The sequence below is a fragment of the Streptomyces sp. NPDC005811 genome, from assembly GCF_040630405.1.
Lineage (GTDB): Bacteria > Actinomycetota > Actinomycetes > Streptomycetales > Streptomycetaceae > Streptomyces.
The window spans coordinates 109,744-134,670 of the sequence record NZ_JBEXXK010000004.1; the positions used below are offsets into that span (position 1 = coordinate 109,744).

Genomic DNA, 24,927 nt, shown 5'->3' on the forward strand with positions numbered 1-24,927 from the left:
CAAAGGACATGACACCTCGTGCATCTGCTCAACCTCGGGATCCTCGCCCACGTCGACGCCGGTAAGACCAGCCTCACCGAGCGGCTGCTGCACTCCGCCGGGATCATCGACGAACTCGGCAGCGTCGACGACGGCAGCACCCGGACCGACACCCTCGCGCTGGAGCGGCAGCGCGGCATCACCATCAAGTCCGCCGTCGTCTCCTTCCCGGTCGGCGACGTCACCGTCAACCTCATCGACACCCCGGGCCACCCCGACTTCATCGCCGAGGTCGAGCGGGTCCTCGGCGTGCTCGACGGGGCCGTACTCGTGGTGTCGGCCGTCGAGGGCGTACAGGCGCAGACCAGGATCCTCCTGCGCACCCTGCGCCGGCTGCGCATCCCCACGCTCGTCTTCGTCAACAAGATCGACCGGCGGGGCGCCCGTGAGGAGGGTGTGCTGCGCGAGCTGACCGAGCGGCTGGCGGTGCCCGCGGTCCCGATGGGGACCGTGAGCGGGATCGGGACGCGCGCGGCGGCCTTCCACCCCGCTCCGGCGCCGGTGGACGTCCTCACCGAGCACGACGACGAGCTGCTCGCCGCGTACGTCGAGGGCACCCTCACCCCCGCGCGGATCCAGGCCGCCCTCCTCGACGGGACCCGCCGCGCGGTGGTCCACCCGGTCTACTTCGGCTCCGCCGCGACCGGCGCCGGGGCGCCCGAACTCATCGCCGGGATCGAGGAGTTGCTGCCCCGCGCGGAGGGGGACCCCGACGGTCCGCTGTCCGGATCGGTCTTCAAGGTGGAGCGGGGACCGGCCGGCGAGAAGATCGCCTACGCGCGCCTGTTCTCCGGCACCCTGCACACCCGCGACCGGGTGCCGTACGGGGAGACCACGGGCAAGGTCACCGCGATCAGCGTCTTCGACCACGGCACCGACGCCCCTGAGGAGACCGTCACGGCGGGCCGGATCGCCCGGCTGTGGGGGCTCACGGACATCCGCATCGGCGACAGCCTCGGCGCACCGCACCGGGAGCACGGCCGGGTGTTCGCACCCCCGACCCTGGAGACGGTCGTCGTCCCGGGAGCGGGCACCGACCGGCGCTCCCTGCACCTGGCCCTCACCCAGCTGGCCGAACAGGACCCGCTGATCGGCCTGCGCCACGACGAGGTCCGCCGGGAGACCTCGGTGTCCCTGTACGGGGAGGTGCAGAAGGAGGTCGTGCAGGCGACCCTCGCCGACGACTACGGCCTGCGGGTCACCTTCCGCGGGACGACACCGCTGTGCGTGGAACGCCCGGCCGGGAGCGGGGCCGCAGCCGAGTTCATCAAGAAGGACGCCAACCCGTTCCTCGCCACGGTGGGCCTGCGCGTCGACCCGGCCCCGCCCGGCACCGGCGTCACCTTCGGCCTGGAGGTGGAGCTGGGCGCGATGCCGTACGCCTTCTTCAAGGCGGTGGAGGACACCGTTCGCGCCACCCTCGGCCAGGGCCTGCACGGCTGGCAGGTCACCGACTGCGCGGTCACCATGACCCACTCCGGCTACTGGCCGCGTCAGAGCCACGCCCACCAGGGCTTCGACAAGAGCATGTCCAGCACCGGGTACGACTTCCGGGGCCTGACCCCGCTGGTCCTGGTCGAGGCGCTGCGCCGGGCGGGCACCCGGGTGTACGAGCCCATGCACCGCTTCCGGCTGGAGGCCCCGGCCGACACGCTGGGCGGGCTGCTGCCGGTGCTGGCCGCGCTGCGGGCCGTACCGCGGTCGACGGACACCCGCGGCGGCCGGTGTCTGCTGGAAGGGGCGGTGCCGGCCGCCCGGGTGCACGGCCTCGAGCAGCGCATCCCCGGGCTGACCAGGGGCGAGGGGGAGTGGGAGAGCGCGTTCGACCACTACGCGCCCGTGGTCGACGGGACGGTCCCGGAGCGGCCGCGCACCGACCACAACCCGCTCGACCGGAAGGAGTACCTGCTGAACGTGACGGGCCGCACGGGCGCGTGAGGTGCGCGATGGACGCAAGAGGTGAACAACGTTCAACCTTACTCGTGAGTCAGATGTATTGACGGTGTCCGGAAACCGCCCGACTGTAGTGGACATGCCGAATGTCCGGGCACGTCTGCTCGCTGTTCTGGTTGTCCTCTGCGGACTCTGCGGTTTCCTGACGGCGGCGGGCACGCCCGCCGCCGCGGCCACCGTCCCCGACTCCCTCTCGTTCGACGGCACGGCGCTCACCGTGTCGAACGGCCGCTTCGTCGACGCGAACGGCCGTGAGGTGGTACTGCGTGGCTACAACGTCTCCGGTGAGACGAAACTCGCCGAGAACAAGGGCCTGCCCTTCGCCTCGGTCGCCGACGCCAAGAAGTCGGCGACGGCCCTGCGCGCCCTCGGCGGCGGCAACTCCGTGCGCTTCCTGCTCTCCTGGGCCTACGCCGAACCGGTGAAGGGCCAGGTCGACACCGCCTACCTGGCCTCCGCCACCGCCCAGATGCAGGCCTTCCTCGACGCGGGCATCCGGGTCTACCCCGACTTCCACCAGGACCTGTACTCCCGCTGGCTGTTCAACTCGGGCAGCTGGTACACCGGCGACGGCGCCCCCGCGTGGGCGGTCGCGCTCGGCGGCTATCCCACCGAGTCCTGCGGGATCTGCTTCATGTGGGGCCAGAACATCACCCAGAACAGCGCGGTGACGAAGGCCCAGTACGACTTCTGGCACAACACCTACGGCCTCCAGGACTACTTCCTGGCCACCGCCCAGAAGACCATGGCGTACATCAAGGCCAACCTCACCACCGAGGAGTTCACCGGCGTCCTCGGCTTCGACCCCTACAACGAGCCCTACGCCGGCACCTACGACTCCGGCCAGGCCAGCCGCACCTGGGAACGCGACCTGCTGTGGCCCTTCTATGTGAAGTTCCGGGCCCGGATGGACGCGGCCGGCTGGACCGACAAGCCCGCCTTCGTCGAGCCGAACCTCTTCTGGAACGGCAACGTCAGCAAGGAGGAGGGCGGCCTGCTCGACGCCGGCGCGATCGGCTCCCGGTACGTCTTCAACACGCACTTCTACGACCAGAAGGCGATCTCCGGGATCCTGATGTGGGGCAACGCCGCGGACGGCCAGTACGTGAGCGACTTCGGCACGGTCCGCGACCGCGCCACCGCGCTCGGCACGACGGCGATCGTCAGCGAGTTCGGGCACCCGCTCAACGGCAGCACCGCGGGCAAGGCGCCGACCGTGCTCAAGGCGATGTACCAGGCCCTCGACTCACGGGTGAAGGGCGCCGGCTGGTGGACCACCCCGGCCACGTCGGGACCGGTCCTGTCCGGGTCCCAGTGGCAGTGGGACATCTACAACGGGCGGCACCACGAGCTGATGAACGACAACGCCGACAAGGTGATGACCTCCGGTGACGCCTGGAACGACGAGGACCTGTCGGCCGTACGCCTCGACGACAGCGGTGTGGCGACGCTCCGTCAGGACGCCCGCCTCCTCGACCGGGTGTACCCGAGCGCCACGTCGGGCACCACCGTCGCCTTCACCTACGAGGACCGCTCCCGCGACGGCTCCACCACGCTCACCTGGAACCCGGTCCCCAGCAGTCTGCCGAACGTGGCCTCGCTGGTCGGCTCCGGCCAGTACAGCGTCTTCGTGTGGCGCTCGAACGGCGGCACGGCACCGACCGAGCTGCATCTGCCCGCGTCCTTCCCGACCGCGTCCACCACGGTCGTCTCCGACCTGGGCACGGTGTACGGACCGTTGGCGTACTCCTCCTCGACGAAGATCGGCGCCGCCGTGGAACCGGGTGGGACGGGCAGCCGCCGACTGCTGCTCAGCACCACCGACTCCGGCGTCCTGCACTACGCGCTGGTGACCAACGGCGCGACCTCGCCGTCCGCGACCCTGCTGGCCGCGGCCCGCAGCGAACTGGCGGCGTGGGTGGCCTCGAAGATCGGATAGGCGCGACCGGGCGAAAAAAGAGGGGGCGGGCGCCGGGCGCCCGCCCCCTCTCGTGCCGCGACCGGTCAGCTGCCGGTGCCCGTCCAGTCGGCGGCGACATGGCCGAGCCGCACCCGCTGCGGGTGGTCGCCCACCGGGATCGACAGGACCTTCTGGCCGGTGGCGAAGTCGATCGCGGTGACCTGGTCGGCGCCGCTCTCGGAGATCACGCAGTCCTTGCCGTCGCCGCTGACCGTGGCCCAGTACGGCTTGGACGCGGTGACCAGCGGGCCCTCCTGGAGGGTGCTGCGGTTGACGACCGTCGCGTAGTCGTCCATGGTGCCCGCGACGCACAGCTTGCTGCCGTCGGGGCTCATCGACAGACCGTGGTGGCGGGAGTCGTTGACGAAGGTGGTGCGGTCGTCGCTCGTCGCCGGGTTCTTCGGCAGCGTCTTGGTGCGGGTGATGCTGTCGCTGGCGAGGTCGTACTCGAAGAAGCCGTTGAAGAACGACACCTGGAAGTAGAGCTTGGACTCGTCCGGCGAGAACACCGCCGGGCGCACCGCGTCCGAGTAGTCGGTGAGGCCGATCGCGTCCAGCTTCTGCCGCATGTCGATGATCTTGACCTGCTTGTACGTGGTCGCGTCGACGACCGTGATGTGCCGGTCGCCCTTCGTCCAGTCCAGCCACGGGGCGTCGAGATCGGTGTTCACGTCACCGATCGCCATGTTGTAGATGTACTTGCCGTCCTTGGTGAAGATGTTCTCGTGCGGCTTGTCGCCGGTGGCGAACGACCCCACCTGCTTGCCGGTGTTGATGTCCAGGACGTGCACGGTGTTGGCGGTCGACGCGGAGACCGCGACCCGGGTGCCGTCGGGGGAGACGGCCATGTGGTCGGAGCGGTAACCGGACACCGGGAAGCGCCAGTTGATGGCACCGGTGGAGAGGTTGATGGAGACGACGTCGGCGAAGCTGGGGCGCGAGACGACCACGGACTTCCCGTCCGGCGTGGAGTACATGTCGTCCACGAACTGGTCGTGGCCCTCGCCGACGCCGTTGCGGATGGCCATGAAGTAGATCCACTTGATCGGATCGGCGTTGATCTCCGCCATCCGCGCGTCCTTGTCGGGGATCACATTGATCCGGCCGACCTTCGCGAAGTCACCGGCGGACTTGATGACGTCCGCGGTGCCCTCCCAGTTGTTGCCGACGAACAGCACCTCGCGCAGTGCGGCGCCGGACGCGGCCTGGGCCGTGGTCGCGGGGGCGGTGACGGACAGGACGAGGGCGGCGGCTACGGCACAGAGGTGCCCGGGTCTGAAGGCGGCCATGAGTGCTCACTCCTCCGGAGTGGGGAAACGGGTGGGGCAGGGCTGAGCGGCTCGAAGAAGCCCGAATCTGAACACGGCTGCGTTCAGACTGTACTTACTGGAAAGTAAGGAAGGGGTGCCCTTCGCCACAAGACTCCGTGCACGACAAAATTGGCCACGGGGGAGCACGGAGCGACTCGGGAGGGTGCAGTGACGGGCAGGTTCAGGGCGCCGACCGGCCGGTACGGCGGCAAGACCGCGGCCGAGCGGCAGGCGGAGCGGCGCGGGAGATTCCTGGACGCGGCGCTGAAGCTGTTCGGGGGCATCCCCGGCTTCCGCGGGACGACGGTCGCGGCGCTCAGCGAGGCCGCGGGACTGTCGACGCGTCAGTTCTACGAGGAGTTCCGCACCCTGGAGGATGTCCTCGCGGCGCTCCATCTCCAGGTCAACGACTGGGCGGAGGAGGCCGTCGTGGCCGCCTTCGCCGCGGCGGAGGGCCTGCCCCAGGCCGAGCGGGTCACGGCGATCTTCCGCGCCTACGCCGCCAACGTCACCTCGGACCCCAGCCGGATCAGGATCACCTTCGTCGAGATCGTCGGCGTCAGCCCCCGGCTGGAGGAGCAGCGTCTGGCCCGCCGGGCCCGCTGGGTCGAGCTGATCTGCGCCGAGGCCACGGCCGCCGCGGAACGGGGCGAGGCGGCCCCGCGCGACTACCGTCTCCCGGCCACGGCCTTCATCGGCAGCGTCAACGGCCTCCTCCACGACTGGACGGCCGGCTGGGTCGACGCCACCCTGGACGAGGTGGTCGACGAACTGGTCCGCCAACTCCTGGGGATCCTGCGTCCACCGGGCTGGACCCCGGAGGAAGGCCAGGGCCTGTCCGGCGGGGTCCGCCGGGACCCCTGAGCCTTCACCCTGCGTGTCGCCAGGCTCGGCTCTCCCTCACCGCAGCCGGCTCACCGCCTCCACCGCTCGCTCCGCTCCGTTCTCCGCGCGTACCCGTGCGCCCAGCTCTCTGGCCCGTTCGGTGTACCGGGGCTCGCGGGTGGCGCGGGCCAGGGCCGTCGCCAGGGTTTCGGCGGTGAGACGGCGCAGGGGGACCGCCTGGGGGGCCACCCCCGCCGTCACGAGGCGGTCGGCCCAGAAGCCCTCGTCGAACTGGATCGGGACCGGTACGGCGGGCACGCCCGCGCGGACGCCGGCCGCCGTGGTGCCCGCGCCGCAGTGGTGGACCACGGCGGCCGTCTCGGGGAAGAGCAGCGCGTGCGGGACGTCGTCGACGGTCAGGAGGTCGTCGCCGTCGGCCGCGAGACCGGCCCAGCCGCGCTGGATCACCCCGCGCAGCCCGGCGAGTCGCAGCGCCCGTACGATCTCGGCGCTCAGCCGCCGGGGGTCGGGCACCGTAGCGCTGCCCAGGCCGATGAAGACCGGCGGCGGCCCCGCGTCCAGGAACTCCCGCAGGGCGGCGGGGAGATGCCGTTCGCGGTCGTACGGCCACCAGTAGCCGGTGATGTCGAGCCCCGGCCGCCAGTCGTGGGGCCGGGGCACCAGGAGGGGGCTGAAGCCGTGCAGCACCGGCGCACTCCGGCGCCCGCGTGAACGCGGGCCCTTGGCCGGCAGGCCCAGGCGGGCGCGGACCGCGGGCAGGACCGGGGCGAAGACCTGGTCGACGGCCCGTTCGACGCCGCGCCCGGCGAGCCGGTTGCCGAGGGCGCCCCAGGAGCCGCCGCCGAGCATGGGCGGGGCGAACTCCCGGGTGGGCGCGATGGGCTGGAGGTGGAGGCCGAGGATCGGCAGGGAGAGCCCCTCGGCGATGGTCCGTGCCAGGGGCGCGAGCGGGGCCGCCGCCAGCAGGGCGTCGGCGCTGTGCGCGGCGGTCACGAGATCGTCGGTCATCTCGCCGACCACCGCCCGCGCCAGCCGGATCGCCCGCAGCAGCTTGCCCGGCCCGCTGGCGCTGTGGTGCAGCCCCCGGCCGCGCTCCGACTCCAGTTCGGCCCGTGGGTCCACCGGGAGCGGATGGAAATCCACCCCGGAGCCGGTCACCAGCGGCGCGAACCGCTCATGGGTGACCAGGGTGACCTCGTGGCCCGCGCGCACCAGAGCGTGCCCGAGGCCGGTGAAGGGGGCGACATCGCCCCGGGAGCCCGCCGTCATGATCGCCACTCGCACGTCGGACAGTATGACGGCGGCCGGAGCGCGGTGGGGCCAACGACCCGAAGGAGTCCGTCACTTCATTTCTGAGACCGGTCACATCACTCACCCTGAGACCGGTCACATGACTTCTGTCGCAGCCGTTGACTTGCCCTTCCGGCGGCCCTACTTTCGGGCGCGCAGCCGTTCGGTTCGCCGATCCTCGTTCGAGATATCGAATACCCCCCGGAGTCGCCGCATGTATCCCCCTCCGCGCTCAAGCCTTCTCAGGCGCTGCAGAACCGCAGCCGTGCGCCTCCTCGCCCTGGCGCTGACCGCGACCGCCGCCCTCCTGTTCGCGGGCCCCGCCCCCGCGCAGGCGGCGACGACCCGTCAGATCGCGGTGCCCACGGCCCCGATGGGCTGGGCGTCCTGGAACAGCTTCGCCGCGAAGATCGACTACAGCGTCATCAAGGGCCAGGTCGACGCGTTCGTCTCGGCGGGCCTGCCCGCGGCCGGATACCAGTACGTCAACATCGACGAGGGCTGGTGGCAGGGCACCCGCGACAGCGACGGCAACATCACCGTCGACGAGTCGGAGTGGCCCGGCGGGATGAGCGCCATCGCCGACTACATCCACAGCAAGGGCCTCAAGGCCGGCATCTACACGGACGCCGGCAAGGACGGCTGCGGCTACTACTACCCGACCGGCCGCCCCGCCGCGCCGGGCAGCGGCAGCGAGGGCCACTACGCGCAGGACATGCTCCAGTTCTCGAAGTGGGGCTTCGACTTCGTGAAGGTCGACTGGTGCGGCGGTGACGCCGAGGGCCTCGACCCGCAGACGACGTACACCGCGATCAGCGACGCCGTCGCCCAGGCGAGCGCCACCACGGGCCGCGCGCTCACCCTCTCGATCTGCAACTGGGGCTACGGCAACCCCTGGAACTGGGCCCCGGGCCTCGCCCCCCTGTACCGGACCAGCACCGACATCATCTACTACGGCAACTCGCCGTCGATGACGAACCTGCTGTCCAACTTCGACCAGGGCCTGCACCCGCTCGCCCAGCACACCGGCTACTACAACGACCCGGACATGCTGATGGTCGGCATGAGCGGCTTCACCGCCGCCCAGAACCGCACCCACATGAACCTCTGGGCCGTCTCCGGCGCCCCGCTGCTGGCCGGCAACGACCTCACCACCATGACCACCGAGACCGCGAACATCCTCAAGAACCCCGAGGTCATCGCCGTCGACCAGGACGCGCGCGGACTCCAGGGCGTCAAGGTCGCCGAGGACACCACCGGGCTCCAGGTGTACGGCAAGGTGCTCTCCGGCACCGGCAAGCGGGCCGTCGTCCTGCTCAACCGGACCTCCGCCGCCGCGAACATCACCGTCCGGTGGGCCGACCTGGGTCTGACCAGCGCCTCCGCGACCGTGCGCGACCTGTGGTCCCGGTCCGACATCGGCTCGTACAGCACGAGCTACACCCAGAGCGTCCCGGCGGGCGGCTCGGTGATGCTCACCGTCACCGGCGGCACCGAGGCCTCCGGCACCACCTACACCGGTACGTCCGGCTTCTCCGGCGTGGTCGCGGGCGCCACCGGCACCAAGATCGTGGACGTCGCCTACACCAACACCGCCTCGACGGCGAAGACCGCGACCCTCAAGGTCAACGGGCAGGGCGCCACCACGGTCTCCTTCCCGCCGACCGGTTCGAGCCAGGGCACGATCAGCCTCCTGGTCGGCCTGTCCAAGGGCTCGGCCAACACGCTGACCTTCAGCAACGCCCCGACCCTCGCCGACATCACCGTCAGACCCCTGGCGGGCGTGAACGGCACCCAGGTCGTCGGCAAGGCCTCCAGCCGCTGCCTGGACGTCTACAACAACACCATCACCAACGGCACCCAGGCGGAGATCTGGGACTGCAACGGCGGCCAGAACCAGTCCTGGACGTACACCTCCCGCAAGGAACTCGTGGTGTACGGCAACAAGTGCCTCGACGCCTACAACCTGGGCACCACCAACGGCACCAAGGCCGTCATCTGGGACTGCAACGGCCAGAACAACCAGAAGTGGAACGTCAACAGCGACGGCACGATCACCAACGTCAACGCGGGCCTCTGCCTCGACGTCAACGGCGCGGCCACCGCCAACCGCTCCGTGCTCGTGCTCTGGTCGTGCAGCGGCGCCACCAACCAGAGCTGGTCGCTGAACTGACGCGGACGACACCGCCCCCGCCGGACGTCACCGCGTCCGGCGGCGGCGTACCGGCAGCGGGGGCCGGTGCCGGTGCGCGGGCGCGGGAGGGAGCGGGCGCGGTCGGCGTGCCGCTCCCAGGACCGTCCGCAGCACCGCGACGGAGAGCTTCCGGCCCGCCGCCGACGCCGGCCCGGGCAGCGCGGAACGGTGGCCGCGCGAGCGCCCCAGCCGGGCCGAGAAGGTCCAGGTCAGCCGTGAGGTGACCCGGACCCCGGCGAACTTCCTCCCTACTCGTCCCATGCCTGGATCATCGTCTGCTCGACGATCTTGCCGTCCCGCAGAGTGACCATCGACTCGGACAGGACCCGCACACCGTCCGCGTACTCGCAGGACTCGGTGAAGGCGGCACGGTCGCCCTGCATGATGCACTCGTCCACCTTGTGCGCCTTGATGTCGCGGCTGTACACGTCCTGCAGCAGCTCGCCGATCTCCGCCCTGCCGTGCAGTACCCGGGGGCTGCTGGGCTGGGTGTTGCGGTCGACGATGCGCAGCTGCGCGTCGTCCGCGTAGAGGGACAACAGTTCAGAAGCGGTCGATCCCTCGACCCCCCTGCGCAGGGTGTCGGTGGAGAAGCCGGAACTTGCCGCGGTGCCCATGGTGACCTCCTTGGAGGGCCGCGGACCGTGGGGAGCCGGGCCGCCGGTCCCTCACCTTCGAGCGTCCTCCGCCCCGTGGGCCTCGGCAAGCGCAGCGGCACGGCTCCGCCTCTTGAGTGAGCCCGGTCCGCCACCCGTGTCCGCGACGGCGCCCGCCGCGTTGCAGAGGGCATGATCTCCACTCGACGCATCGCCGCAGTCGCCGCCCTCGCCGCCGGGGTCGCGGGCCTCGCCGCGCCCCTGGCGAACGCGGCCGACGCCCCGTCCGACGGCCGGATCCACCCGATGACCATGATCGACTCGCTGGTCGCCGACGGGATGCCGGCGGAGCACCGGGACGAGCTGCCGCCGGTCTCCCGTCAGCTCGCCGAACTGAACAACGTGCACCAGCTCGAGAAGCTGAGCGAACTGCACCAGGTCACCGACCTCGTCGCGCCCGTCACCGGGCTGCTCCCCGCGGTCCAGTAGCCGCGCGGTCCCCGTGGGGCCGCCGCCCGGGCCTTTCCGCCGGGCGGCGGCCCCTTCGGCGTCGGCCCCCGGCACCCTTCCCTCACTCGGCCGTCGCCAGGAACTGGGTCGCCGCGAGCTCGGCGTACAGCGGATCGCCCGTCACCAGCTCACGGTGCGTCCCCACCGCCCGTACCCGGCCCGCGTCCATGACGACGATCCGGTCGGCCGACGTCACCGTCGACAGCCGGTGCGCCACGACCAGCACCGTCGTCGTGCGGGCGACATCGGCCACCGTGTCCCGCAGCGCCGCCTCGTTCACCGCGTCCAGCTGCGAGGTCGCCTCGTCGAGCAGCAGCAGCCGGGGCCGGCGCAGCAGGGCCCGGGCGATGGCCACCCGCTGCCGCTCCCCGCCGGACAGCTTCGTCCCCCGGTGCCCGACCAGCGTCTCCAGGCCCTGCGGCAGCCGGTCGACCAGCCCGTCCAGCCGGGTCGTCTTCAGCACCCGCCGTACGGTGTCCTCGTCCGCCTCCGGGTTGCCCAGCAGCAGATTGGCGCGCAGCGAGCCCGACAGCACCGGCGCGTCCTGCTCGACGTACCCGATGGACGACCGCAGCAGCGGCAGTTCCCAGTCCCCGAGGGCGCGCCCGTCGAGGCGGATCGTGCCGGACTCGGGGTCGTAGAACCGCTCGATCAGCGAGAACACCGTGGTCTTCCCCGCGCCCGACGGCCCGACGAACGCCGTCATGCCCCGTGCCGGGACGTCGAACGTCACCCCGTGGTGCACGTACGGCAGATCGTCGGCGTACCGGAAGCGGACGTCGGTGAAGGAGAGCGAGGCCGGTTCGGCGGCGGGGGAGGGCAGCGGGGCGGGCCGGGCCGCCGGCTCGGCGGGCAGCGCCAGCGCCTCCTGGATCCGGCCGAGGGCGGCCGCGCCCGTCTGGTACTGGGTGATCGCGCCCACGACCTGCTGGATCGGCGCCATCAGATAGAAGACGTACAGCAGGAACGCCACCAGGGTGCCGACGCCGATCGCGCCCGTGGCGACCCGCGCCCCGCCCACCGCCAGCACCGTGATGAACGCGCTCTGCATCGCGAGCCCGGCCGTGTTCCCGGCCGCCGCCGACCACTTGGCCGCCCGTACGCTCTGCCGCCAGGACTCCTCGGCCGCCGCGTGCAGCGTCTCCTCCTCCCGGGGCTCGGCGCCGGACGCCTTCACGGTGCGCAGCGCGCCCAGCACCCGCTCCAGCGAGGCCCCCATCACCCCGACCGCGTCCTGCGCCTGCCGGCTGGCCCGGTTGATCCGGGGCACGATCAGCCCGAGGACCGCTCCGGCACACAGGATCACGGCCAGGGTCACGCCCAGCAGCACCGGATCGACCAGCGCCATCATCACGACCGTAGCGACCAGGGTGAGCCCTCCGGTGCCGAGGCCCACCAGCGAGTCGGTGGTGACCTCGCGCAGCAGGGTCGTGTCGGAGGTGATCCGGGCCATCAGGTCGCCGGGCTCGCTGCGGTCCACGGCCGGGATCCGCAGCCGCAGCAGATACGACGACAGTGCCCGCCGCGCGCCCAGCACCACGGACTCGGCGGTGCGCCGCAGTACATACGAACCCAGCGCTCCCACCGCCGCGTTGGCGACGACCAGGCACGTCAGGACGAGCAACGCCCCGGTGATCGGCCGGTCGTGGGACAGGTCCTCGATCAACCCCCGTGCCACGAGCGGCAGCAGCAGCCCGGTCGCCCCGGTGACCAGCGACAGCACCGCCCCCGCCAGCAGGGTCCAGCGGTGCGGTCGGACGTAGTCGAGCAGCAGCCGCCACGGGGGTCGTATGCCGGCTGTCTCTGCGTTGCTCACGGGGCTCCTCGGCGCGGGGACGGAGCCCTCAGGCTACGGCGGCGGTCGCCGAGCGTGGCCGGCAGGAGGGCTTCCGGGGCAGTCGGCCGTGCCCTTACCGATCAGTCACGCGTAGGGTCGGACCTGGGACGGATGACCGCCGAAGAAAGGGGCAGCACCATGCCGCAGGAAGTACGCGGAGTGATCGCACCGGGCAAGAACGAGCCGGTGCGGGTGGAGACGATCGTGATCCCGGACCCCGGCCCCGGCGAGGCCGTCGTACAGATCCAGGCCTGTGGCGTGTGCCACACCGATCTGCACTACAAGCAGGGCGGGATCAACGACGAGTTCCCCTTCCTCCTCGGCCACGAGGCGGCGGGCGTGGTGGAGTCCGTCGGCGAGGGCGTCACGGACGTCGCGCCGGGCGACTTCGTGATCCTCAACTGGCGTGCGGTGTGCGGGCAGTGCCGGGCCTGTCTGCGCGGGCGCCCGTGGTACTGCTTCGACACGCACAACGCGAAGCAGAAGATGACCCTCCTCGACGGCACCGAGCTGTCCCCGGCCCTCGGCATCGGCGCCTTCGCCGAGAAGACGCTCGTCGCGGCCGGCCAGTGCACCAAGGTCGACCCGTCGGTGTCGCCCGCCGTGGCCGGGCTGCTCGGCTGCGGGGTGATGGCGGGCATCGGCGCCGCCATCAACACCGGCAACGTGGGCCGCGGCGACACGGTCGCCGTGATCGGCTGCGGCGGCGTCGGCGACGCGGCGATCGCGGGCGCGAACCTCGCCGGTGCGGCGCGGATCATCGCCGTCGACATCGACGACCGCAAGCTGGAGACGGCGAAGAAGATGGGCGCCACCCACACGGTCAACTCCAAGGAGACCGACGCGGTCGAGGCGATCCGCGAGCTGACCGGCGGCTTCGGCGCGGACGTCGTCATCGAGGCCGTCGGCCGCCCCGAGACGTACCAGCAGGCGTTCTACGGCCGCGACCTGGCCGGCACGGTCGTCCTGGTCGGCGTCCCGACCCCGGAGATGAAGCTCGAACTCCCGCTCCTGGACGTCTTCGGCCGCGGCGGTTCCCTGAAGTCCTCCTGGTACGGCGACTGCCTGCCCTCCCGCGACTTCCCGATGCTGATCGACCTGCACCAGCAGGGTCGTCTCGACCTCGGCGCGTTCGTCACCGAGACCATCGCCCTCGACGAGGTGGAGCAGGCGTTCGAGCGGATGCACCACGGCGACGTGCTGCGCTCGGTGGTGGTGCTGTGATGGCCGCCCGGATCGAACGACTCGTCACCTCGGGGCAGTTCAGCCTCGACGGCGGCACCTGGGACGTCGACAACAACGTCTGGATCGTCGGCGACGACCACGAGGCGATCGTCATCGACGCCGCCCATGACGCCGCCGCCATCGCCGCGGCCGTCGGCGACCGCCGGCTCACCGCCATCGTGTGCACCCACGCCCACAACGACCACATCGGCGCGGCACCCGCCCTCGCCGAGCTGACCGGCGCGACCATCTGGCTGCACCCGGACGACCTGCCGCTGTGGAAGCTCACCCACCCGGACCGCGAGCCCGACGCCCATCTGGCCGACGGCCAGGTCATCGAGGCCGCCGGCGCCGATCTCACGGTCCTGCACACCCCCGGGCACGCGCCCGGCGCGGTCTGCCTGTACGACCCCGGGCTCGGTGTCCTGTTCACCGGCGACACCCTGTTCCAGGGCGGCCCCGGAGCCACCGGCCGCTCCTACTCCCACTTCCCGACGATCATCACCTCGATCCGCGAGAAGCTGCTCTCCCTCCCGCCCGAGACCAAGGTGCTCACCGGCCACGGCGACGCCACGACCATCGGCGCGGAGGCACCCCACCTGGAGGAGTGGATCGCGCGCGGGCACTGACGCCGCCGGCGGAAAACGGCGCGCACAGGGTCGTACGACACTCCTACGATCATCCGCATGACCACCACCGCGACCACGCTCACGACCCTGCACACCACCCGCGTCCTGCGCTGCGCCCCCGAGGGGCCGGCGCTCGACGGGGAGCGCGCCGCGCTCGATCTCGTCGGCGACGCGATGGGACACGACGCGGAACTGGTCGCGGTCCCCGCCGAGCGCTGCGGGGAGGAGTTCTTCCGGCTGCGCTCGGGGGTCGCGGGCGCGGTCGTGCAGAAGTTCGCGAACTACCGGCTGCGGCTGGCCGTCGTCGGCGACATCTCCCGGCACCTCGCCGACAGCTCCGCGCTCCGTGACTTCGTGTACGAGGCGAACCGGGGCCGCCAGCTCTGGTTCGTCGCCGACGAAGGCGAACTGGCGGACCGGCTGAGCCCCACCGGGTGACCTCCGGCGAACCCGCCGGAAAAGGCGACAGAAGACGTCCGGCTTCCACGCGATCCTCGAATCCACACCGGAGAACACCCGAGGGACACACGAGGAGGCCGGACATGGCAGGTCCGCTGGAGGGCAGGGTCGCACTGGTGGCGGGGGCGACGAGGGGCGCCGGACGGGGCATCGCCGTCGAACTGGGCGCGGCCGGGGCCACCGTCTACGTGACGGGCCGCACCACCCGCGACCGCCGCTCCGAGTACGACCGCCCCGAGACCCTGGAGGACACCGCCGACCTGGTCACCGAGGCCGGCGGACAGGGCATCGCCGTCCCCACGGACCATCTCGAACCCGACCGGGTCAGGGCACTCGTCGAGCGCGTCGACACCGAACAGGGCCGACTGGACGTCCTCGTCAACGACATCTGGGGCGCCGAGCACCTCTTCGCGTGGGACACCCCCGTCTGGGAGCACGACCTGGACAAGGGCCTCAGACTGCTCCGCCTCGCCGTCGAGACCCACGCGATCACCAGCCACCACGCCCTCCCGTTGCTGCTGCGGCACCCCGGCGGCCTGGTCGTGGAGATGACCGACGGCACCGCCGAGTACAACCGCGACACCTACCGCAACAGCTTCTTCTACGACCTCGCCAAGACCTCCGTGCTGCGCATGGCGTTCTCCCTCGGCCATGAACTCGGCCCGCGCGGCGCCACCGCCGTCGCCCTCACCCCCGGCTGGATGCGCTCGGAGATCATGCTCGACGCGTTCGGCGTCACCGAGGACACCTGGCGCGACGCCCTCGCCACCGAACCCCACTTCGCGATCTCCGAGACACCCCGCTATGTCGGCCGGGCCGTCGCCGCCCTCGCCGCCGACCCGGACGTGGCCCGCTTCAACGGCCGGTCCCTCTCCAGCGGCGGCCTCGCCCCGTTCTACGGCTACACCGACCTCGACGGCAGCCGCCCCGACGCCTGGCGCTATCTGGTCGAGGTCCAGGACGCCGGGAAGCCTGCGGACGTGACGGGCTACCGCTGACCCCTCACCCGTCCGAGACCGGCATCGAGGGCCAGCGCGCCGGATGCCCCGGCGGCAGCGCCAGGTCCTCGCGCACGGCCGAGTAGTAGCCCTCACGGCCGGCGCGCTGCCGCTCCAGCAGCCCCTGCCAGGCCCCGGGGTCCACGGTCCCCGCCCGCAGGAACGCCTCCATGTCCATCACCACCCGCACCCACACCCGGGCCCGGTCCACCACCTGCCGGCTGCCCAGCATGATCAGCGCCTCCCCGGCCGGGTCCCGTCCGTCGGTGGCCTCCGCCAGCAGCGGCTCCGCCTCCGCCAGCGCCATCGGATGCGGGTGCGGGTCGTTGCCGAGGTGGGCGGCGACGCGGTACGTCAGCACCACCGATCTCTTCAACGCCTGCGCGTAGTCGGCGTACACCGACAGCCGCCGCTCCTCCCACCGCGCCGCCTGCTCCCGACCGAACCGGGCCCGGTCGCTGCGCACGACCGCCAGATAGGAACCGAGGGCACCGATCACCACACCTATGAGCGCGGGAAGTTGCTGGATGAAACCGGACATACGCGAACGAACTCCATTTCGTCGGACGGGGGTACTTCACTGATTCGTCACAGCTTGCCCCGGACCACAACCACGCACCCCGCCCACCGGTCTAGGTTGTCGAGATCGCAACCGCGCCGGAAAGAGGGCACCCATGGGGGACATACGCAGAAGAGGAGCCGTCGCGCTCGGGGTCACGGGGCTGCTCGCCCCGCTGACGCTCGTGCTGGGCGCCGCGCCGGCCCAGGCCGCCACCTGCACCACGCAGGCCGGGCCGTACCAGAAGCAGGTCGAGAAGTTCCTCGGCCGGCCCGTCGACGGCCGGCAGTCGACCGCCGACTGCCGGGCCATCCAGGCCTTCCAGAACAAGCACGGCATCACCCCGGCCGTCGGCTACGCGGGGTCCGTCACCTGGGGCGTGATGGATCTCATGAACAAGCAGAAGGCGGTGGGCAACCACCCCAACGCGGCCGGCCGGTGCCCCACCAACAGGGGCCGGATCGCCTGCGTCAACCTCACGCTCCAGCTCAGCTGGATCCAGGACGGCAGCAGGCTCGTCTACGGTCCCGTCCCGGTCCGCACGGGCCGCAACGGGTACGAGACCCGCACCGGGCTGAAGAAGATCTACTGGCGTGACATCGACCATGTGTCGAACATCTACAACGTGCCGATGCCCTACAGCCAGTTCTTCGACGGCGGTCAGGCCTTCCACTCGGTCAACCTCAGCATGTGGAACCCGCCGGGCTCCCACGGCTGCGTCAACATGACCACGACCACCGCCAAGAAGTACTGGTCGCTCCTGAGGAACGGCGACGACGTCTTCGTGTACGGCCGCAAGCCGGGCACCTGACGGCACCCGGACCCCACGCGGCTCGCCCGGCTCAGCCCTCCGGCGCGTCTCCGAAGTCCGGGATCGCCAGCCGTACCCCGCCCTGCCGTGCCGACTCGTGCGCGACGATGCCCGGCAGGGTGTAGCGGGCCGCGACCCAGGCGTTCACCGAGGGCAGGGTGCGGGTGGTGACGGCGGTCACGAAGTCGTCCACCAGGAAGTGATGGCTGCCCTCGTGCCCGTTGTGCAGCTCGTCGAACGCGCGCGGCAGCCGGGAGCGGTCGTGCACGGGGGCCGAACCGGAGGTGAAGGCGGCCCGCAGCTCCGGCGCGATGTGCTGGAGCGAGGGATCGTCGGGGGACAGGGTGGGCTTGGGTTCCAGCAGCTCACTGATGTCCGTGACCCCCTTCTTGTCCTGCCAGAGCGCCACCGTGGCGAGCTGCTCCATGCTCGCCTCCGTGCCGAAGAAGCGGAACCGGGACTCCCGGATGTGCGAGGGGTAGCCCACCCGCCGGAACTCGTTCGTACGGAACGAGCCGCCGCCCGCCACCTCGAACAGCGCGGTCGCGTTGGAGACGTCGTTCCCGAACTGACTGACGTCCTTGTCGAAGACGCCGTCGCCGCGCCCGTCCACCACCCCGATCGCCGACACGCTCACCGCGTGCGTCCGCCAGGCGCCGAGCACCCCGCCCACCGAGTGCGTCGGGTACAGCAGCGGCGGATAGCTGGCGGTGGCCTTCCAGTTCTCGCCGCCGCTGTACCGGTAGGCCTCGTAGAACCCCAGGTCCATGTCGTGGACGTAGTCGCCCTCGGCGTAGAAGAGCCGCCCGAAGGCGCCCTCGGCGATCCGGTTGCGGGCGTGCACGGTCGCCGGGTTGTACTGGCTGGTCTCGCCCATCATGTACGTCAGTCCGGTCGCCCGGACCGCGTCGATGATCGCCGCGATCTCCTCCGTGCTGATCGCCATGGGCACGGCGGAGTAGACGTGCTTGCCGGCGTTCAGGCCCTGGACCACCAGCGGGCCGTGGGTCCAGCGCTGGGTGAAGATCGCGACGGCGTCCACCGCCGGGGACTCCAGCATCGCCTCGTACGAGGGGAAGGTGCCGGCCAGCCCCTGTGCGGAGGCGAGCTGCTCGGCCCGCTCGGGCAGCAGATCGGTGACGTACACGTCACCGACGCCGGGGTGGGCCTGGAACAGCGTCGCGAACTGACCGGAGAACTGTCCGGCGCCGACGATGCCGAGCGAGAACGTCATGGGAGGGGTGCCCTTCGTTGGCTGAGGTACTTACTTTCAACGCAAAAGAATCTGGGCGTCAAGAGGGTCGATGGTGAGTCTGTCGGTCCGCTTCCCCTTACCTGAGATGGCCTGATATTTTTGCAGCGAAAGAAAGATCGCGCCGCCGGCCCTGGGGGAGACTGACCCGCATGACCGCACGTACCGCCAGCTGGCTGCCGCTGAGCCCCCAGGAGCGCTCGGTCGCGATCGAGGTGCTCGTCCACGGGCCGCTGTCCCGCACCGACCTCGCGCACCGGCTGAACCTCTCCGCCGGCAGCCTCACCCGGCTGACCAAGCCGCTGACCGAGTCGGGCCTGCTCGTCGAGGTGGCCGAGGCGGGAAGCCCGGCGGAGGTGCGGCAGGGGCGCCCCTCGCAGCCGCTCGACGTGGTCGCGGGCTCGCGCTCCTTCCTCGGCTTCAAGATCACCGAGGACATGGTGTACGGCGTCGTCACCACCCTGCGCAGTGACATCGTCGCCCGCCACGACCGCCCGCTCACCCGTCATGAGCCCGCCGAGGTGGTCGCCCTCCTCGGTGAGATGACCGAGGAGCTGACCGGCGCGCACCCCGGGATCGCCGGTATCGGCATCGGGGTCGGCGGGTTCGTCCGGGACCGTGCCGTGGTCGGCGAGTCGGTCTTCCTCGGCTGGCGGGACGTCCCGCTCGCCGCGCTCGCCGAGGAGCGCACCGGTCTGCCGGTGGTCGTCGAGAACGACGTCGCGGCGCTGGTCGAGGCCGAGACCTGGTTCGGCGCCGGCCGCGGACTCGACCGCTTCGCCGTCCTCACCATCGGCGCCGGCCTCGGCTACGGACTGGTCCTCGGCGGCCGGCGGGTCCCGTGCGCCGAGGAGGACCGCGGGTTCGGCCGCCACTGGATCGTGGACCCGCACGGGCCGCTCACCCCCGACGGCGAACGCGGCAGCGCGGTCTCGCTGCTGACCATCCCCAGCATCCGCTACCAGGTCCAGGCCGCCACCGGTCGCGCGTGGACGTACGAGGAGATCCTCGCCCGCGCCGCCGACGGCGAGCCCCTGCCCGCCCGGGTGGTCGCGGAGGCGGCCCGCGCCCTGGGCACCCTGGTGGCCCAGATCGCCAACTTCGCCATGCCGCAGAAGATCCTCCTGGCCGGCGAAGGAGTCGGTCTGATGGAGGTGGCCGGCGTCACGGTCGCGGAGACCGTCCGCTCCCACCGGCATCCGCTGGCCGCCCCCGTGGACCTGGAGACCAAGGTGTCCGACTTCCACGACTGGGCGCGCGGTGCCGCCGTTCTGGCCATCCAGGTGCTGGTGTTGGGGGCCGGGAAGGATGAACTGCCCGATGGGGGTTGACAGATGGCGGTGTACAGGGGGACGTGATCAGTAACACGCTACCAAATGCCCGAATTATCCTTACTTACTCACGCGGCCTTCACTCCGGGAGCCGTATGCTTCACGCCATGTCCACCACTGTTGAAACCGTTTCCGAGCGTTCGGCTGACGAGGTCAACGAGGAGATCCGGGCCCTGTGGCTGCGGTCGGGCGGGACACTGAGTGTCGAGCAGCGCGCGGAGTACCAGCGCCTCGTCCTGGAGTGGGCCGCCGCGGCCCCGCAGCCGCTGAACGCGGTCTGACCCTCGTAGGCCGAAGCGGGCACCCTGACCGGGTGCCCTTTTCGTTTGCCCGTTCCGCCCTTTCGGGACCGCCCCGCTCAGCCCCAGGTCGCCGAGTAGTAGTCGCGGTAGGCCTTGCGGTCCTGTTCGGCGCGGATGTAGCGGGTGGCGACCAGGGCGATCAGGCTGCCGCCGATGACCAGCAGACCGGGGCCGATGGTGTTGGGGTCGGTGAGCCGGGCGGCGAGCGACGTCGCGCCGCCGATGCCCGTCACCGGGGTCGTCGAGCCCGGCGAGGTCGAACCCGGCGCGATCGCCGCCTGGGTGGGGGAGAGGGACGGCTGCGGGGCACCGGACGGCGAGGTGCCGCCGCCCTGCCCGTTGCCCGAGGGAGCGGCCACGATGAGCGTCACGCCCAGCTGTGCCAGCGCCCGGGTCACCGGCTGGAAGAACGTCGTCCCGCCCGTCGTGCAGTCACCGCTGCCGCCCGAGGTGATGCCGAGCGCGACACCCTCCGAGAACATCGGGCCGCCGCTGTCGCCGGGTTCGGCGCAGACGTTCGTCTCGATCAGCCCGCTGACCGTGCCCTCCGGGTAGTTCACCGTCGCGTCGAGCCCGGTGACCTCGCCGTCCTTCAGCCCCGTGGTGCTGCCGCTGCGGAACACCCGCTGGCCGACGGCCGCGTCGCCCGTGCCCGTGATGCGCACCCCGTTGCCGTTGCCGATCGCCACGACGTCGGCGCCGTCGCCGGCCTTGCCGCTCGCGTACTGCACCAGCGAGAAGTCGTTGACCGGGAAGCTCTGCTGGACGGTCTGGCCCACCTGCTGCTTCGCCGTGTTGTCGGCGAACCAGGTCGACCCGGTCGGCCCGCAGTGCCCGGCGGTGAGGATGAAGTCGTTCGTCCCGTTGGTCACGTTGAACCCGGCCGAACAGCGCCCGCCCGTCGACAGGATCGGCTGGGCGCCGTTGAGCCGGGTGGTGAACTTGCCCGTCGTGCGCTCCATCCGGACGTAACTGCCGATGCCCGTCGCGGTCTTCGTCAGGCTCGCCCAGTCGGCGGCCGACACCGTGCTGTCGGCCTGCACGATGACCTCGTTGGTCTTGTAGTCCGTCACCCACGCCGTGCCGGGCACCGTGGGGGCCGAACGCAGCGTCGCCGCGGCCGACTTCAGCTCGTTCATGCTGTGGTCGACGCGCTTCGGCTCGGCGCCCGCCTTGCGCACGGTGGCGGCCGACTTGTCGTCCGTGACCGCCACCACCGGGCGCCCCTCGTCGTTGAGCCAGGTCCCCGCGGTGCGCGCGGTGCCGAGCTTCTTGACCAGTGCCGCACCGGGGTTGGTGACCACGGACTCCGGTGCGGCGCGCGGCGTCGCCGAGTCGGCGGGCGTCTCGCTGGCCATGGCCGCCTGGGTGACCATGGTCCCGCCCAGGAGGAGTCCGCCGACGGCCGCCAGCCGTGTCACTCGCCGGACGATCCGTCGTCGTGCGTGCCTCATGCCCAGCTCCCGAAAACCCCGGTTGTGCGGCTCCAACACCGCGGGGCGCTCCGGTCGTTGAGTGCCCTCACCCCCATACGTGCGAGGGCCCGGTCGTGTTCAGCCCGGAAGCGATCACCTGGCGGAGCCGCCGCCGCACCCGCCCTTTCGGGCCGCCGGGCACCGCGCCGTCGCGCCGGATGTCAGTGTTTGCGCCCCACTCCGCCGAACATCGCGACCTCCGCCGGCTCCCCTGGCGCCCCCTGCGGCTCGGGGCGCCAGCGCGAGCACGACACCACGCCCGGCTCCAGCAGCTCCAGACCGTCGAAGAAGCGCGCCACCCGCTCGGGGGTGCGCTGGGTCAGCTTCGGGGTGCCGTGCTCGTTCCAGAACCGCACGGCCTCGTCCACGTCCGGCATCGCGGGGGTGGTGACGGTGTGCGACAGCACCAGATGGCTGCCCGCCGGCAGCCGGTCGAGCAGCCCCCGCACCAGGGCGTACGGGTCCTCCTCGTCGCCGACGAAGATGACCACGCCGAGCAGCATCAGCGCCACCGGCTCCGTGAGGTCCAGCGTCTTCCCCGCGTGTTCCAGGATCGCGTCGGTGTGGCGCAGGTCCTCGTCGAGGTAGTCGGTGCGGCCCTCGGGTGTGCTGGTGAGCAGGGCCCGGGCGTGCGCGAGGACCAGCGGGTCGTTGTCGACGTAGACGACCCGGGCGTCCGGCGCCAGCCGCTGGGCCACCTCGTGGGTGTTGTCGGCGGTGGGCAGCCCGGTGCCGATGTCGAGGAACTGGCGGATCCCGGCCCCGGTCACCAGATGGGTCACGGCACGGCCCAGGAAGAGCCGGTCGGCACGGGCGTACTCGCCGATGTCCGGGTGTAACTCCCGGATCCGGTCGCCGGCGGCCCGGTCGACCTCGTAGTTGTCCTTGCCGCCCAGCCAGTAGTTCCAGATGCGGGCGGTGTGCGGCTGGGTGATGTCGATACGGGAGTTCTCTGGCGCGGGGGTCAGGGACGTCATGGGTTCGGCTCCGACGGCAGGAGAGGGGCGGAAGGGGGGAGGTACGCGATCAACAAGCAATCTATGCAAGAGAGTTGATGCCAGGGGTGGGACCCGCGGATTCCCTCGCGGGATGCCCGGATTCCGTCGCCCCGGGGCCGAGCCGGGCCCAGCTCCGCGCGTCGCCCCACACCGCAGAGGCCCCGGTGTAGGGGCGCAGGAGTGCGGAGAGCGCGGGGTCGCCGCGGCCGTTCAGTTCGTCGGAGGCGATGCTGCGGGCGATCCCGGCGAGGAAGTCGGCGAGCTGTACCCGGGCGTCGTCCCGGGAGACCACGAGCCGCAGCCCGGCGAGGGCGATGCCCTGCCGCCGCGCCGTGCGCTCGATCCAGACGATCCGCTCCGGTGTGAGCATGTTCTGCCGGTCGTGGGCGAGCCGGACCGGCCGCCCGCCGCGGCTCCAGTGCGCCGCCGTCCGCACGACGGAAGGGAGCAGGGGATTGAGCAGGGGGACGAGCGGGGGCCCAGCGGAGTCGATTCCGTCCCGATAGGCGGCCGCCCGGGACCGCTCGGTCGCCAGCCGCGCCAGAATGTCCGCCGCGGGTGTTCCGGAATACGCCCGCAGCAATCCGCCGACCGTGCGGAAAAAGCCCTCCACGGGCTCCTCCGGCCCTTCCGTGGACCGTACGCGCAGCAATCGGTTGGCCGCCGTGAGGAATTCCCGCCATTCCTCGCCCGAGAAGGTGCGGGGCCCCTCGCGGAAGAGCGCGCCGGCCGCCCCGGGATCGCCGAGCAGCAGGTCCGCGGTGCGGTCCACCACGAAGAACGTCTTCTCCACCAGATGCACATGGGCGTTCCCGAGGAGCGGCCCGGACTCCGACAGCAGCCATTCCAGGACCGCCCGGTGCTTCTCCCGCAGAAGGTGGTTCGCCTTGTACTCCTCGGCGGGGGAGCGGACACGGCCGCGGATCTCCCGGACCTGCGCGGCGGCGCATTCCTCCGTGAGGCGCACACTGGCGTGCGCGAACACATCCGTGTTGCCGCCGGTGAGATTCTCCCCGTCCGAGCCGGACTCGTCGCACGCCACTTCCAGGGATGTCCCGTCCAGTCGATCCCAGGTCACTGCACAGCCCCCTATCTTGTGCCCCATGAACAGGATCCCGCACGAAACGTCCGGTGAGCCAAGCCCTTTTCGGTCCGTCACCCTCGACCTGCTGCGCCGCCGTACGAGCATGAAATGGCGCACCTATCCGGCCGACGTCCTTCCGCTGTGGGTCGCGGAGATGGACGTGACGCTCGCCGAGCCCGTCGTCCGGGCGGTCACGGACGCCCTGGCGCTCGGCGACACCGGCTATCCGGCGGGCACGGCCTACGCGCGGGCGCTGGCCCGGTTCGCCGCCGAGCGCTGGGGCTGGCACGGGCTCGCGGTCGAGCGGTGCGCGATCGTGCCGGACGTGATGATGGGCGTCGTCGAGATGGTCAAGCTGGTGACCGGGCCCGGTGACCCGGTCGTGGTGAACCCACCGGTGTATCCGCCGTTCTTCCAGTTCCTCGCCCATATGGACCGCCGGATCGCCGAGGCGCCGCTCGGCGCGGACGGCCGGCTCGACCTCGCCGTCCTGGAGGAGGCGTACCGGCGGGCGGTCGCGGACGGCGGCCGGGCCGCGCATCTGCTGTGCAGCCCGCACAACCCGACCGGCACCGTGCACACCGCCGAGGAGCTGACCGCGGTCGCCGCCCTCGCCGAGCGGTACGGCGTGCGCGTGGTCGCCGACGAGATCCACGCCCCGCTCACCGCCGCCGGAGTGGACTTCGTGCCGTATCTGAGCGTGCCCGGCGCGGGGTCAGGGCTGTCGCTGATGTCGGCCTCGAAGGCCTGGAACCTGGCCGGTCTCAAGGCGGCCCTGGCCGTGGCGGGCCCCGGGGCCGCGGCCGATCTGGCCCTGCTGCCGGAGGAGGTCTCCCACGGCCCGAGCCATGTCGGCGTGCTCGCCCACACCGCCGCGCTGAGCGAGGGGACCGCCTGGCTGGACGCCCTGCTGACGGCCCTCGACGCACACCGGCTGCTGCTCGCGGAGCTGCTGGCCGAGCACCTCCCCGGGGTCCGCCACCGGCCGGGGGAGGGCACCTTTCTGGCCTGGCTGGACTGCCGCGCCCTGGGCCTCGGGGACGACCCGGCGGCGGTCTTCCTGGAGCGCGGCCGGGTGGCGCTGAGCCCCGGGCCCGACTTCGGCACCGGGGGAGCCGGGCACGTACGGCTGAATCTCGCCACCTCGCCCGAGATCCTCACCGAGGGGGTGCGCCGGATGGCGGCCGCCCTGCGCTGACCCGGGGCCCTTGCGGCGGCGTCCGTGTCACGGGCCCGCCATCTCCCGGTCATGTCTTGACATGCCCTCGAA

Annotated in this window: 23 protein-coding genes; 13 read left to right on the top strand and 10 right to left on the bottom strand. The window is 71.6% G+C overall.

Annotated features, from left to right (window positions below):
• The first annotated feature begins 18 nt into the window (after positions 1–18).
• Together ABZ490_RS05665 and ABZ490_RS05670 are read left to right on the top strand one after the other, a co-directional pair.
• Positions 19–1,977 (top strand): translation factor GTPase family protein, encoded by a 1,959-nt coding sequence (locus ABZ490_RS05665; RefSeq protein ID WP_358984624.1) that lies wholly within the window; start codon positions 19–21, stop codon positions 1,975–1,977.
• Between the two features lie 94 nt (positions 1,978–2,071).
• Positions 2,072–3,931 carry a cellulase family glycosylhydrolase gene (locus ABZ490_RS05670; protein ID WP_358984627.1) on the top strand — a complete coding sequence of 620 codons (1,860 nt, stop codon included), beginning with the start codon at positions 2,072–2,074 and terminating at the stop codon, positions 3,929–3,931.
• 65 nt (positions 3,932–3,996) lie between these two features.
• Here the strand turns inward: ABZ490_RS05670 and ABZ490_RS05675 are convergent, their stop codons facing one another.
• Positions 3,997–5,241, bottom strand: coding sequence for a YncE family protein (locus ABZ490_RS05675; protein ID WP_358984630.1), 1,245 nt, complete (start codon positions 5,239–5,241; stop codon positions 3,997–3,999).
• Between the two features lie 189 nt (positions 5,242–5,430).
• Between ABZ490_RS05675 and ABZ490_RS05680 the strand changes: the two genes are divergently transcribed.
• Positions 5,431–6,126, top strand: a complete 696-nt coding sequence (locus ABZ490_RS05680; protein WP_358984633.1) for a TetR/AcrR family transcriptional regulator — start codon at positions 5,431–5,433, stop codon at positions 6,124–6,126.
• Positions 6,127–6,162: 36 nt separating this feature from the next.
• On the opposite strand, the gene ABZ490_RS05685 is transcribed toward ABZ490_RS05680, so the two are convergent.
• Entirely contained in the window at positions 6,163–7,377 is a 1,215-nt protein-coding gene (locus ABZ490_RS05685) for a glycosyltransferase (RefSeq protein ID WP_358985095.1), read from the bottom strand.
• A gap of 235 nt (positions 7,378–7,612) precedes the next feature.
• Here ABZ490_RS05685 and ABZ490_RS05690 point away from each other — a divergent pair, with 235 nt between their 5' ends.
• Positions 7,613–9,571 (top strand): ricin-type beta-trefoil lectin domain protein, encoded by a 1,959-nt coding sequence (locus tag ABZ490_RS05690; protein WP_358984636.1) that lies wholly within the window; start codon positions 7,613–7,615, stop codon positions 9,569–9,571.
• A 27-nt stretch (positions 9,572–9,598) separates the two neighbouring features.
• On the opposite strand, the gene ABZ490_RS05695 is transcribed toward ABZ490_RS05690, so the two are convergent.
• Complete coding sequence (locus tag ABZ490_RS05695) at positions 9,599–9,853, bottom strand: hypothetical protein (RefSeq protein WP_358984638.1); 255 nt, start codon at positions 9,851–9,853, stop codon at positions 9,599–9,601.
• The gene (locus ABZ490_RS05700; RefSeq protein ID WP_358984641.1) at positions 9,841–10,209 is read right to left on the bottom strand and encodes a nuclear transport factor 2 family protein; all 369 of its coding nucleotides are present in this window, start codon (positions 10,207–10,209) and stop codon (positions 9,841–9,843) included. The genes ABZ490_RS05695 and ABZ490_RS05700 overlap by 13 nt, the downstream gene beginning before the upstream one ends.
• 171 nt (positions 10,210–10,380) lie before the next feature.
• Between ABZ490_RS05700 and ABZ490_RS05705 the strand changes: the two genes are divergently transcribed.
• Positions 10,381–10,677 (top strand): hypothetical protein, encoded by a 297-nt coding sequence (locus ABZ490_RS05705; RefSeq protein ID WP_358984644.1) that lies wholly within the window; start codon positions 10,381–10,383, stop codon positions 10,675–10,677.
• 82 nt (positions 10,678–10,759) lie between these two features.
• Here ABZ490_RS05705 and ABZ490_RS05710 read toward each other — a convergent pair whose 3' ends face one another.
• Positions 10,760–12,514: an ABC transporter ATP-binding protein gene (locus ABZ490_RS05710; RefSeq protein WP_358984648.1), complete on the bottom strand. Its 1,755-nt coding sequence runs from the start codon at positions 12,512–12,514 to the stop codon at positions 10,760–10,762.
• 159 nt (positions 12,515–12,673) lie between these two features.
• Here ABZ490_RS05710 and ABZ490_RS05715 point away from each other — a divergent pair, with 159 nt between their 5' ends.
• The 4 genes from ABZ490_RS05715 to ABZ490_RS05730 all read left to right on the top strand — a co-directional run bounded on the left by ABZ490_RS05715 (position 12,674) and on the right by ABZ490_RS05730 (position 15,845).
• Positions 12,674–13,759: an S-(hydroxymethyl)mycothiol dehydrogenase gene (locus ABZ490_RS05715; protein WP_358984651.1), complete on the top strand. Its 1,086-nt coding sequence runs from the start codon at positions 12,674–12,676 to the stop codon at positions 13,757–13,759.
• A complete protein-coding gene (locus ABZ490_RS05720) occupies positions 13,759–14,388 on the top strand; it encodes an MBL fold metallo-hydrolase (RefSeq protein ID WP_358984654.1) in 630 nt (209 codons plus the stop codon). The genes ABZ490_RS05715 and ABZ490_RS05720 overlap by 1 nt, the downstream gene beginning before the upstream one ends.
• A gap of 57 nt (positions 14,389–14,445) precedes the next feature.
• Positions 14,446–14,826: a DUF4180 domain-containing protein gene (locus ABZ490_RS05725; RefSeq protein ID WP_358984658.1), complete on the top strand. Its 381-nt coding sequence runs from the start codon at positions 14,446–14,448 to the stop codon at positions 14,824–14,826.
• Between the two features lie 104 nt (positions 14,827–14,930).
• Positions 14,931–15,845 carry an SDR family oxidoreductase gene (locus tag ABZ490_RS05730; RefSeq protein WP_358984661.1) on the top strand — a complete coding sequence of 305 codons (915 nt, stop codon included), beginning with the start codon at positions 14,931–14,933 and terminating at the stop codon, positions 15,843–15,845.
• 4 nt (positions 15,846–15,849) lie between these two features.
• On the opposite strand, the gene ABZ490_RS05735 is transcribed toward ABZ490_RS05730, so the two are convergent.
• On the bottom strand, positions 15,850–16,386 hold the full coding sequence (locus tag ABZ490_RS05735; protein WP_358984664.1) for a hypothetical protein: 537 nt from the start codon (positions 16,384–16,386) through the stop codon (positions 15,850–15,852).
• Between the two features lie 133 nt (positions 16,387–16,519).
• Between ABZ490_RS05735 and ABZ490_RS05740 the strand changes: the two genes are divergently transcribed.
• Complete coding sequence (locus tag ABZ490_RS05740; RefSeq protein WP_358984667.1) at positions 16,520–17,215, top strand: L,D-transpeptidase; 696 nt, start codon at positions 16,520–16,522, stop codon at positions 17,213–17,215.
• A gap of 31 nt (positions 17,216–17,246) precedes the next feature.
• Here the strand turns inward: ABZ490_RS05740 and ABZ490_RS05745 are convergent, their stop codons facing one another.
• The gene (locus ABZ490_RS05745; RefSeq protein WP_358984670.1) at positions 17,247–18,449 is read right to left on the bottom strand and encodes a Gfo/Idh/MocA family oxidoreductase; all 1,203 of its coding nucleotides are present in this window, start codon (positions 18,447–18,449) and stop codon (positions 17,247–17,249) included.
• A 170-nt stretch (positions 18,450–18,619) separates the two neighbouring features.
• Between ABZ490_RS05745 and ABZ490_RS05750 the strand changes: the two genes are divergently transcribed.
• Together ABZ490_RS05750 and ABZ490_RS05755 are read left to right on the top strand one after the other, a co-directional pair.
• Positions 18,620–19,798, top strand: coding sequence for an ROK family transcriptional regulator (locus tag ABZ490_RS05750; RefSeq protein ID WP_358984673.1), 1,179 nt, complete (start codon positions 18,620–18,622; stop codon positions 19,796–19,798).
• Positions 19,799–19,893: 95 nt separating this feature from the next.
• Positions 19,894–20,079 carry a hypothetical protein gene (locus ABZ490_RS05755; protein WP_358984676.1) on the top strand — a complete coding sequence of 62 codons (186 nt, stop codon included), beginning with the start codon at positions 19,894–19,896 and terminating at the stop codon, positions 20,077–20,079.
• 77 nt (positions 20,080–20,156) lie between these two features.
• Here ABZ490_RS05755 and ABZ490_RS05760 read toward each other — a convergent pair whose 3' ends face one another.
• The 3 genes from ABZ490_RS05760 to ABZ490_RS05770 form a co-directional block, all read right to left on the bottom strand.
• Complete coding sequence (locus tag ABZ490_RS05760; protein WP_358984679.1) at positions 20,157–21,554, bottom strand: S1 family peptidase; 1,398 nt, start codon at positions 21,552–21,554, stop codon at positions 20,157–20,159.
• Between the two features lie 182 nt (positions 21,555–21,736).
• Positions 21,737–22,552, bottom strand: a complete 816-nt coding sequence (locus tag ABZ490_RS05765; protein ID WP_358984682.1) for an SAM-dependent methyltransferase — start codon at positions 22,550–22,552, stop codon at positions 21,737–21,739.
• Positions 22,553–22,613: 61 nt separating this feature from the next.
• Entirely contained in the window at positions 22,614–23,651 is a 1,038-nt protein-coding gene (locus ABZ490_RS05770) for a hypothetical protein (RefSeq protein WP_358984685.1), read from the bottom strand.
• A 25-nt stretch (positions 23,652–23,676) separates the two neighbouring features.
• Here ABZ490_RS05770 and ABZ490_RS05775 point away from each other — a divergent pair, with 25 nt between their 5' ends.
• Positions 23,677–24,855, top strand: coding sequence for an aminotransferase class I/II-fold pyridoxal phosphate-dependent enzyme (locus tag ABZ490_RS05775; protein WP_358984688.1), 1,179 nt, complete (start codon positions 23,677–23,679; stop codon positions 24,853–24,855).
• Positions 24,856–24,927 lie beyond the last annotated feature (72 nt).

Excerpts from the sequence above, each read along its gene's own strand:
- ABZ490_RS05685 (WP_358985095.1), bottom strand. The coding sequence starts at position 7,377 with ATGACGGCGGGCTCCCGGGGCGATGTCGCCCCCTTCACCGGCCTCGGG.
- ABZ490_RS05700 (WP_358984641.1), bottom strand. The coding sequence starts at position 10,209 with ATGGGCACCGCGGCAAGTTCCGGCTTCTCCACCGACACCCTGCGCAGG.
- ABZ490_RS05725 (WP_358984658.1), top strand. The coding sequence starts at position 14,446 with ATGACCACCACCGCGACCACGCTCACGACCCTGCACACCACCCGCGTC.
- ABZ490_RS05760 (WP_358984679.1), bottom strand. The coding sequence starts at position 21,554 with ATGAGGCACGCACGACGACGGATCGTCCGGCGAGTGACACGGCTGGCG.
- ABZ490_RS05695 (WP_358984638.1), bottom strand. The coding sequence starts at position 9,853 with ATGGGACGAGTAGGGAGGAAGTTCGCCGGGGTCCGGGTCACCTCACGG.
- ABZ490_RS05735 (WP_358984664.1), bottom strand. The coding sequence starts at position 16,386 with ATGTCCGGTTTCATCCAGCAACTTCCCGCGCTCATAGGTGTGGTGATC.
- ABZ490_RS05670 (WP_358984627.1), top strand. The coding sequence starts at position 2,072 with ATGCCGAATGTCCGGGCACGTCTGCTCGCTGTTCTGGTTGTCCTCTGC.
- ABZ490_RS05675 (WP_358984630.1), bottom strand. The coding sequence starts at position 5,241 with ATGGCCGCCTTCAGACCCGGGCACCTCTGTGCCGTAGCCGCCGCCCTC.
- ABZ490_RS05730 (WP_358984661.1), top strand. The coding sequence starts at position 14,931 with ATGGCAGGTCCGCTGGAGGGCAGGGTCGCACTGGTGGCGGGGGCGACG.
- ABZ490_RS05740 (WP_358984667.1), top strand. The coding sequence starts at position 16,520 with ATGGGGGACATACGCAGAAGAGGAGCCGTCGCGCTCGGGGTCACGGGG.
- ABZ490_RS05745 (WP_358984670.1), bottom strand. The coding sequence starts at position 18,449 with ATGACGTTCTCGCTCGGCATCGTCGGCGCCGGACAGTTCTCCGGTCAG.
- ABZ490_RS05690 (WP_358984636.1), top strand. The coding sequence starts at position 7,613 with ATGTATCCCCCTCCGCGCTCAAGCCTTCTCAGGCGCTGCAGAACCGCA.
- ABZ490_RS05755 (WP_358984676.1), top strand. The coding sequence starts at position 19,894 with ATGCTTCACGCCATGTCCACCACTGTTGAAACCGTTTCCGAGCGTTCG.
- ABZ490_RS05705 (WP_358984644.1), top strand. The coding sequence starts at position 10,381 with ATGATCTCCACTCGACGCATCGCCGCAGTCGCCGCCCTCGCCGCCGGG.
- ABZ490_RS05765 (WP_358984682.1), bottom strand. The coding sequence starts at position 22,552 with ATGACGTCCCTGACCCCCGCGCCAGAGAACTCCCGTATCGACATCACC.
- ABZ490_RS05720 (WP_358984654.1), top strand. The coding sequence starts at position 13,759 with ATGGCCGCCCGGATCGAACGACTCGTCACCTCGGGGCAGTTCAGCCTC.
- ABZ490_RS05715 (WP_358984651.1), top strand. The coding sequence starts at position 12,674 with ATGCCGCAGGAAGTACGCGGAGTGATCGCACCGGGCAAGAACGAGCCG.
- ABZ490_RS05775 (WP_358984688.1), top strand. The coding sequence starts at position 23,677 with ATGAACAGGATCCCGCACGAAACGTCCGGTGAGCCAAGCCCTTTTCGG.
- ABZ490_RS05750 (WP_358984673.1), top strand. The coding sequence starts at position 18,620 with ATGACCGCACGTACCGCCAGCTGGCTGCCGCTGAGCCCCCAGGAGCGC.